7 protein-coding genes are annotated in these 8711 nt (G+C 62.4%); 3 read left to right on the forward strand and 4 right to left on the reverse strand.

Annotated elements, in window-relative coordinates; genetic code table 11:
* Nucleotides 1-650: 650 nt before the first annotated feature.
* Nucleotides 651-2258, forward strand: coding sequence for an AAA family ATPase (locus FHD68_RS15860; protein ID WP_167550420.1), 1608 nt, complete (start codon nucleotides 651-653; stop codon nucleotides 2256-2258).
* Here the strand turns inward: FHD68_RS15860 and FHD68_RS15865 are convergent, their stop codons facing one another.
* From FHD68_RS15865 to FHD68_RS15880, 4 genes are all read right to left on the reverse strand, one after another.
* On the reverse strand, nucleotides 2259-3311 hold the full coding sequence (locus FHD68_RS15865) for a TAXI family TRAP transporter solute-binding subunit (RefSeq protein ID WP_127898787.1): 1053 nt from the start codon (nucleotides 3309-3311) through the stop codon (nucleotides 2259-2261).
* A 26-nt stretch (nucleotides 3312-3337) separates the two neighbouring features.
* Nucleotides 3338-5044: a coiled-coil domain-containing protein gene (locus FHD68_RS15870; RefSeq protein WP_127898788.1), complete on the reverse strand. Its 1707-nt coding sequence runs from the start codon at nucleotides 5042-5044 to the stop codon at nucleotides 3338-3340.
* A 632-nt stretch (nucleotides 5045-5676) separates the two neighbouring features.
* Nucleotides 5677-6468 carry a RadC family protein gene (radC, locus tag FHD68_RS15875; protein WP_139086197.1) on the reverse strand — a complete coding sequence of 264 codons (792 nt, stop codon included), beginning with the start codon at nucleotides 6466-6468 and terminating at the stop codon, nucleotides 5677-5679.
* A 391-nt stretch (nucleotides 6469-6859) separates the two neighbouring features.
* Nucleotides 6860-7609: an SDR family oxidoreductase gene (locus tag FHD68_RS15880; protein WP_127898789.1), complete on the reverse strand. Its 750-nt coding sequence runs from the start codon at nucleotides 7607-7609 to the stop codon at nucleotides 6860-6862.
* Between the two features lie 222 nt (nucleotides 7610-7831).
* On the opposite strand from FHD68_RS15880, the gene FHD68_RS19110 reads away from it, so the two are divergent.
* Entirely contained in the window at nucleotides 7832-7993 is a 162-nt protein-coding gene (locus FHD68_RS19110) for a hypothetical protein (RefSeq protein ID WP_164871441.1), read from the forward strand.
* A 205-nt stretch (nucleotides 7994-8198) separates the two neighbouring features.
* Complete coding sequence (sciP, locus tag FHD68_RS15885) at nucleotides 8199-8507, forward strand: CtrA inhibitor SciP (RefSeq protein ID WP_127898790.1); 309 nt, start codon at nucleotides 8199-8201, stop codon at nucleotides 8505-8507.
* Nucleotides 8508-8711 lie beyond the last annotated feature (204 nt).

Consider the following 8711-nt stretch of genomic DNA (forward strand, 5'->3'; position numbering starts at 1 on the left):
CCCGAAGGTCTTCCTTTCGGCCGTCGCCCTAGCCGCCCTCGTCATCTACTGGTTATGAATCCTGACCCTAGAAGGACATTTTGAGATACCAAAAGAATTAACGTGGAGACGTACATTATTTAGTGGATATCGTTCTCAAAACTCCAAGACCATTAAATTACATGAAGTTGATTTATAATGAAAATTCCAAAAATTGCCTTACGAATATTCTATCCCTATCCTTAACGCATCTGTCAGTCATACCATAAATACAAGCCCATACTGGTGTAATTTAGAAAATTCTGAATTTTAAGCGATCATACTAAAGACCCCTAAATAATATATATGCCACATATTGTCTCGGAGCGTCTGTAAAGGGTTCAACAGAGGCGTTCATCACGGCACCGTCATACCGCCGGACAATACCAACAATTGACATGCACTTTTAAGGGACCTGAGCAGGTGGCCGATGGACCCTCGCGCCATTCTTGTTTACCTTGGTTAACAGAGCATTTCGATTGTGTGGCATTCGTTGCGGTATGCCTGGACCTCGTGCCTTGGTGGAGAGAGCAGTGGACAACGCCTTTGATACACTGTCCTGCCCCAGTTTCGCGTCGGCACCGGGCCGACATCAACTGTATCTGACCGAAGCGCATCGCGATCATCTGGCGATGATCAAGGCCTGGACCAAGTTCGACCGTGGGCTGCTGGTCCTGTCGGGGCCGGCCCGGATCGGGAAGACGGTCCTGACGTCGGAGTTCATCGCGCAATCCTCCGGTGACATGAAGATCGGACGGGTCACGCTGGATCGTCCGGGCATGGATCTGTCGCAGGAAGCGCCTAAAGCGTTCGGCATCAGTTCCCCTGACCCGCTGACGGAACTGACACGGCTTCTGGAGAAAGGGCGCTCGACCTACCGGAAATGTGTCCTGATCGTCGACAATGCGCATCTGTTGTCCGAACCCTCCAAGGAGTTTCTGGAGGAGATCACGGCCGCCTCGGGCTTGCCGCAGCCGCTGTATGTCCTGCTGGTCGGACGTGGAGAGGCCGCCGCCCTGCTCGACCCCCCAATTCATGACGAGTTGCGGCGCAGGATCGGGGGGCATCTGCGGATGCAGCCCCTGACGCAGGCAGAGACCGCCGCCTATATCACTCATCGCTTCCGCATTCGGAAATGCCCCTGTCACGGGGGACGCCAGCCGTTCGATGCCGGCGGGCTTTGGCTGATCCATGAGGCCTCCGGCGGCAATCCCGGCCAGATCGACCGCCTGGTGCGGCACTGCTTGTCCCGGGAGCGCATGGCTCCAGGCGGCCGGATGGAAGAAGTGTTCGTGCATGCATGTCTGTCCGACTTGGCGCAGGCCGGGACCCTGCCCCATCCGTTGCCCGACCTGCCTGCAGGCGGGTACCGCGATGAAGCGGCATCCATCGAAGAACCCGCTGCACCGCCGTCTTTTCCGGAACCCTATGTCGGGACGGCGCCCGCGGGGCATGTGCCCTTGCTGCTGGAGGAGCCGCCCGCGCGTCGGTGGCAGACGCCCGCCCTGGCCGGCGCGGCCGTGATCGGTCTTGTCGCAGTCGGCGGCTATCTGCTGACCCCGGACCGGGCGCCCGTCGATCAGGCCGCGGAAACTCCGGCGGTGGTTGTCCAAGCACCCGAAGCGGCGCCCCCTGCACCCGCGCCCATCGCACCGGAACCCGTGGCCGAGCCCACCCCGCGGCAGGCCGCGATCGTGACGGAGGTCGAGGAGAACGCTCCGGACGCGCAGATTCTCCTGACGCAGGCGCTTGAGGCGGATATCGTCGATCAGGCGGCGGCGCTGGCGCTGTACAAGCGTGCTGCGCTATGGGGCAATGAACGGGCGGCGTACTATCTGGGTCAGCTGTACGAGACCGGCATCGGGGTCGAGGCCGATCCGAACAGCGCCCGCGCATGGTATCGCAAGGCGCCCGATATCTCGGGGGCCGTTGCACGGCTGCGCGAGCTTGATGTCGCCGATGCGTCCCCCGCCGAGGTTCCCGGCATGCCCACCCCGAACCGCCAGACCATCCTGACGGCAGGTCAGTCCGAACTGTACTGGTCCGCACCCGAGGGGCCGGACCCGGTGCAGTACCGCGTGGAGTTCAGCATCGAAGGGTCGGAGCAGATCGAACAGATCGACACCGACCTGACAGCAGCCCTGATCGAACAGCCCGTTGCACGGTGGCGGGTCGCGGCCCTGCGCGCCGACGGTACGCCCGGCCCGGCATCGGACTGGGCGGTGCCGACGGCGCCCTGATCAGCAGCCCAGAACGGCGCAGATGTTGCGACGATAGGCGGCGTTGGCCTCGCTGTCGGTCGGCGTCTCGGCCTCTGGCGCGACGGGGGTGCAACTGGGCACGTATTCCGGGTCGATCCCCCGGTTCACGCAGGTCGAGATGTCCCAGCCCGGCGGAATGTCGGTCAGGTCGACCGACTGCCATTTTGCATGACCGTCGGAGCGCAGGGTGTCGATGTTCGACAGGATCAGCGACGAAAGGTCCGACACGCCGCGGCAGCTGGCCTGATGATAGCGGTTGCCGCGCGGATCGTATTCATAGGTCATCAGCACCGCCTTGACGGCGACCAGGTCCACCGGGTCCGGCTGAAAGGCATAGGTCCCGCCCGCCAGCGTCGCCGGGGTATAGACCGCCTGCAGCGTGTCATCCTGGATCGGCAGCAGGTGGAACTGCTCTCCGTCGATCTCGTTTTCGGCATACAGTGCGGCCGGCGCCCCCGCGACATAGAAGAAGGCATCGATGTCGCCCGCTTCCAGCTGCGGCAGCGCATCGCCGGGTGCGATGGGCAGCACCTCGGCCGGTTCGATGCCGGCCAGAGAGATCATCAGCGACGCGGTCAGATAGGTGCCGCTGTCCTCGACCCCGATGGCGACCCGCTTGCCGTTCAGCCCGCCGAAGTCGGCGATGTCGCGGCGCGCCAGGATGTGGACTTCCTCCTCGTACAGGGGAAAGGCGATCCGAACGCCGGCGATGGCCCGCGCCACGGCAGGATCATCGCTTGCGAATGTCTGCATGTACTCCAGCACGTCGTTCTGGACGATGCCGAACTGGGTGTTGGGGCGCTGACGCACGGCCAGGAAATTCTCCAGCGAGCCGGCCGATTCGACGACCTCCAGGTTCTGGCCGCATTGCTGCATCAGGCCGCTCAGGTCGCGACCGATCTGGATATAAGTGCCGGTCGGCGATCCGGTCATGATCGTCATGTCGGCGTTCTGGGCATGGCCTGCGACGGACATGCCGGACGCCACGCAGATCCCGAAGGCAAGGCGTTGCAGAAGCTTGGAAATTGGCATCGTCGTCTCTTTCCGCTTGAGGAATGTCAGCATCCGTCCAGCCCGGCCAGAAGGACAAGCAACGCTTGGCGGTTGATGGGGTTCTGGACCTCGCGCAGCGCGTCGATGGTGCACTGGCCTTCGACCAGCAGGTCGCGCAGCCGGTCGCGCGACGCCTGTGATTGCGGAAGACCGGGCGTGGTGGCCAGGATGGCGCTGACCTGATCCGCGTCCCGCGTTTGCAAAGCCAAGCCGTCGTCACCGGTGACCGCCAGTTGCGCGTCTGCCGCAGGTTCCTGCGTTGCCACGGGGGCCGGTTCGGCGGGCGCATCCGTCGGCGGCTCGGGGGCGGCTTCCTGCTCCGGCTCAGCCTGCTGTGCGGCCAGGTCGCTGCTCAGCGTCTCGATCTGCGTCTGCAGCGCTGCGGCACGCTCCTCCTGCGCGGCGATCTGTGCGGCAAGGCTCTCGGACCGGTCCAGCTCGGCCTGCATCGCGTCACGACGCGTGGTCAGCTCCGCCAGTTCCGACTGCACTGCATTCAACTCGGCCACGGCCGCGGCCGCCTGTTCCTCCTGCTCCGCGATTTGCGCGGAGAGGTTTTCGGACTGCTCCAACTCAGCCTGCATCGCATCGCGACGCGTGATCAGCTCTGCCAGTTCCGTCCGGATGGCATTCAGCTGCGCCTCCGCAGCGACAGCCTGCTCCTCTCGCTCCGCAACCTGCGTGGAGAGGCCTTCCGCCTGCTCAAGCTCTGCCTGCATCGCATCGCGACGGGCAGTCAACTCCGAGAGTTCCGTCTGAACGTCGTTCAGCTGGGCCTGAGCGGCGGCCATCTGGTTCTCCCGCTCTGCAACCTGTGCAGAGAGGCCTTCGGACTGCTCCAGTTCCGCCCGCACCGCGTCGCGGCGTGTGGTCAGCTCAGCCAGTTCAGCCTGCGCAGCGGCAAGCTGTGCCTCAACGGCAGAAGCCTGCTCCTCTTGGTCCGCAACCTGTGCAGAAAGGCTTTCGGACCGCTCCAATTCCGCCTGCATCGCATCGCGACGCCTTGTCAGATCAGCCAGCTCTGCACGCATCGCGTCAAGCTGCGGTTCAATCTCCTGCCGCGCAGAGGTCATCTCGACACGGCTGGCGGTGGCGGCTGCTATCTCCTCCTCCAGCACGGCAAGTCTCTGTGCCTGCTCCTGCTCGGTCGTGCGAAGATCTTCCGTCCGTTGAGCCAGTTCCTCCGCCTCGGCGCGCCGCGCTTCGAGGGTGGTGTTCAAGTCCTCAAGTTCCGCCTCAGCCGCCGCGATCCGGGTTCTCAGATCAGCATCCTGCGCCTCTGCACTCTCGGTGCCGCTTTCAACCGTGCCCTGGTTCTCTTGCGCGCCGGTAAGGCTCTCCTGCTCCTGCGCAAGCTGGCTGGTCGCCGCCTCGATCCTGGCCGTCAGGTCGCTCAGCTCCGTGCGCGCTGCCTCGACTTGGGGCTCCAGCTCGGCAGCCTCAAGCTCCATTTGCGCGATGATCTGACGCAAGGCCTGCGCCTGCGCGGCCAGATCATCCGGCGCCGCCTGCGCCGATGCCAAGGGAGCCGTCCCCAGAAAGCCGACCGCTGCCAGAGCGGCTATCGGAACACGAGAAAACACGAACACAATTAAAATCCTCCGTAGTTTCATAATGAAGCCACATGACGGATTGTCAAGTTTGGCCAGCCCAGACGCGGGGATCATCTGTAGAGAAATCCCCGCAAACGCTCCTGATAGCGCGTAGCGCATCTGAACCACCACCGTGCAAATCCGGCGCGCTATCGCCTGATCGGAACGCCAAATTTGCGGACGTACATGTCGCCGCGACACGAGAAAACCTACGCTGTCAAGGACGGGCAGCGCGCAAGGTTCTGCATGCATTGAAACTTCAGCTCTGCGAGATGCCTATTTCGGGATAGAGAGATCTGTCCGCGAACTTGGCGGCAGAGTCGCAGGTTCTATTGAGCCTAGGTACCATGCTACAGACGCACAGACAGTCATGTCCCTCCTTGGTATCTGTACATTCTATCGCGGAGCAACGAGGTAATTAGGGCCGGCTGTGATGTTACGAACGTGCCCTGTTCCCTGCGCGATGAAATCCTGCGCGACGAAATGATGGCAGCGAGCGTCAGTTCTGAGACTGATCCAGTCAATACCTGACATAATGGTCTACCAACAAGCCGGCGCGCCGTGGCCACGTCGACCAGCCCAGAGCCGATCCCCATCACAGGAACCGCGTCCGATTCGGACGGGTCCTTTCCGTTACTCGACCAATACCAAGTCGATCCGATTATGCCATCGCTCGGTTCCGCCGTTGGCATCATATCGATTAGATACGGCACGGTACAACCGGTCTTGGCGGCAGCCGACACCCGAATGGACTACAACAGCCCCTGCTCCCGGAATGACGCCTCCGCATCCTTGCCGATGATGACGTGGTCGTGGACCGAGACATCGATCGCCTCACAGGCCGCAGCGACGCGGGCGGTCATGGTAATGTCCTCATCACTGGGGGTCGGATCGCCGGAAGGATGGTTGTGGACCAGGATCACGGCGCTTGCATTCAGCTCCAAGGCCCGCTTGGCCACCTCGCGGGGATAGACCGGCACGTGCCCGACGGTACCGCTGCCCAGGGCTTCATCGGCGATGATCGTGTTCTTGCGATCCAGGAACAGCACCCGAAACTGTTCGGTCTCGCGATAGGCCATGCAGGTGCGGCAATAGGAGATCAGCGCCTGCCAGGACAACAGCACCTCGCGCTGCAGAACCTTGGCCTGGGCCATCCGTTGCGCGAACGCGTCCACCAGCCGCAGTTGCAGATAGACCCAACGGTCCGCGCCCTCGACCTGCCGGATGCGATGTTCGGATGCGGCGACGACTCCGTTCAGATCCCCGAATGTGGCAAGCAGGCGCTTGGCTAAGGGCTTGACGTCGATCTTGGGCACAGCATTGAACAGCAAAAGCTCCAGCATCTCGTAATCGGGCATCGGCGCATGACCGCCCTCCAGAAAGCGGGTCCGCAGCCGTTCACGATGACCCCAGTAATGCGGCCGGGCGGTCCCGTCCGTCCCTGTCACCAGCCCGCCGCCCGCCGCGGCATCGGGCTTCAGCCGGTCCGTCATGCGGAAGGACCTGGTGAACGCGGGCTCGGTCACCGCCTCGGGGGGCGGCATGCGAGCCTCGAGGTCGGCCAGACCTTTGAGCGCCTCTTCGGAGAACCCGCCCGGCGACCGAATCGGAAGCTCGACCGTATCCCGCACCTCCTCCGTTTCCGACGCCTGCACCTTGCCGCTTCGACCCCAGATCATGATGCGCCCCCGTCATACCGAAATACGATGCCGGGCAATCGTCTTGCGCATTCCCGGCCCTCAGCGGGACACATTGCGCAAATAAGGTAAATCAAACCTTAACGGGCAACACGGCAGGCACTGAATATGCGGGCTTGATGCAACAAACTCATTGCCGGTAGCCCAAGCCACTACGTGTGTTTCATTACCGCGGTTGGTGCTGCCGCAGGGGGCCAATATCTCTTTCACAAGCGTGCATGGTCCCTTTCTCGGCCGCTCAGGAGATCAGGCCCACACGCCGCCGAATGGCCTCATCGCGCAGCGAGATCTCGGCACCCAGAAACGCATCCGCGTCCGGCCCGCACATCCAAAGCAGTGCACGTGCGGGCCATTCCGGCGGGATATGCACCGTCCAATCCAGCTGGCTGATCGGATTGACGCCGCTGTCGCGGATTGCCGCCTGCATGTCTGTCGCCACGGTACCCGGCGACAGGCTGATCGCCCGAACGCCGTCCGCCCGCGCCTCCTGATCCACCGCGCGCGTCAGCATCAATGCGCCTGCCTTGCTGGCACAATATGCGCTCCACCCCTCCTGAGGAGCATGGGCGGCACCCGACCCCACCGTCAGGATGGTCCCGCCGCCGGCTGACCGCATGACCGGCAGTGCGGCACGGATCCCGTGAAAGACGCCCTTCAGGTTGATGTCGATGGCCTGTCCCCAGGCATCCGGATCGGCATCGGACATGCCGGCGATCGGTCCGATGACACCGGCATTGTTGATCAGGACGTCCAACCGGCCCGCGCGATCACAGAAGGACGCGACCGCCCGTTCCATGTCGGCGGCACGTGCGACATCGCCTTCCAAAACCATGCCGCCAATTTCGTCGGCCAGCGGTGAGATCGCGCGTGCATCACGGGACATGAGGCCGACGAGCGCCCCGGCCTCGGCAAGCACCCGCGCCGTCGCCGCACCGATGCCCCGGCTTGCCCCGGTCACCAGAACCGCCTTGCCCCTCAGATCGACCATTCCTCACTCCTGCCTTGCCATCAGTCTCACGGACACGGCCAGCAAGCCGGTCCACCAGACTATGACATTACGGCACCGCTGCGTGCATCCCAAGCCGCCTGCGCCATGCAATCGTAGGAATTTCGCAGAGCAGGTGTCACAACCTGTGCGAAAAGGCAGGTTCTCAGGACGGCGGGTGTCGGCTAGTTAAATTTGTATAGTTTATTGAGTTGGATTTTTCCCATGCACCAGAACCAGACCGATCTGCGTCCCGTCGTTTCGGCGAAAGACCTGGCGATGATCCTTTCCGCCATCGGCGCCTATTCCCACAACGCAGAGTTCCGCGACCTTCGCGACAGGCTGCAGCACCAGGCCGTCACCTGGGGCGTGTTCCGCGCAGGCTGAGCCCAGTCAGTAGGCTCAATCGACATAACTGACATGCCTTTAGAATATAGACGATAAGTCACATCACGCGGCATGCTAGTTCCGTGTGCCGTCATATTCGTGATCCAATCGCAGCCTGTCACAATCCAGACAATGCGTGGGCCCGCCGACTTCCCTTCCTGCCCAATGCACGCCTGTCCATCTATTGTCGCGTAAGAGGTTCATCATGTTCATTCGAAAGTCATCCCGCCTCCGCACCGTCACGATCGATGACGGCAGCATCCTCAGCGTCGCCGATCTGCCCGATGCCGACACGCGTTGGGTTGCCTCGCGCAAGCAGACAGTGGTGCTCGCCGTGCTGCACGGACTGATCGACAGGGATGATGCATTGCGGCGCTATGGCCTGTCGGACGACGAGTTCAACTCGTGGTGCCGTGCCTGCGCGGCCCGTGGAAAGGCAGCCCTGACGGTGACCGCACTGCTGCAATACCGTCAGCCACAATCTGATCAATCGACTGATACTTCTGCGGACTAGCTGCAAAGGTCAGCATCGGCTTGAGCATCGGTCTTGCGATTGTTTCATCGACGGTTACGTTGTGCCTAATGGCATAGCATTTGCTCGACAAGTCATCTCCAGCTACTCAAGGGTCGACGTGTAGTTTGGCACTGGTCTGCCCCCTGAAAAGTGGTCCTCCCTAAGGTATGGCTTTTGAGCCATTTGGAGGATGCAGGAATGCCC

It is taken from the genome of Paracoccus marcusii, from assembly GCF_006151785.1.
In the GTDB taxonomy this organism is placed as follows: domain Bacteria; phylum Pseudomonadota; class Alphaproteobacteria; order Rhodobacterales; family Rhodobacteraceae; genus Paracoccus; species Paracoccus marcusii.

Coding starts and splice junctions, on each gene's coding strand:
- FHD68_RS15860 (WP_167550420.1), top strand. CDS start 651: ATGATCAAGGCCTGGACCAAGTTCGACCGTGGGCTGCTGGTCCTGTCG.
- FHD68_RS15865 (WP_127898787.1), bottom strand. CDS start 3,311: ATGCCAATTTCCAAGCTTCTGCAACGCCTTGCCTTCGGGATCTGCGTG.
- FHD68_RS15870 (WP_127898788.1), bottom strand. CDS start 5,044: ATGCGCTACGCGCTATCAGGAGCGTTTGCGGGGATTTCTCTACAGATG.
- radC (WP_139086197.1), bottom strand. CDS start 6,468: ATGCCGCCCCCCGAGGCGGTGACCGAGCCCGCGTTCACCAGGTCCTTC.
- FHD68_RS15880 (WP_127898789.1), bottom strand. CDS start 7,609: ATGGTCGATCTGAGGGGCAAGGCGGTTCTGGTGACCGGGGCAAGCCGG.
- FHD68_RS19110 (WP_164871441.1), top strand. CDS start 7,832: ATGCACCAGAACCAGACCGATCTGCGTCCCGTCGTTTCGGCGAAAGAC.
- sciP (WP_127898790.1), top strand. CDS start 8,199: ATGTTCATTCGAAAGTCATCCCGCCTCCGCACCGTCACGATCGATGAC.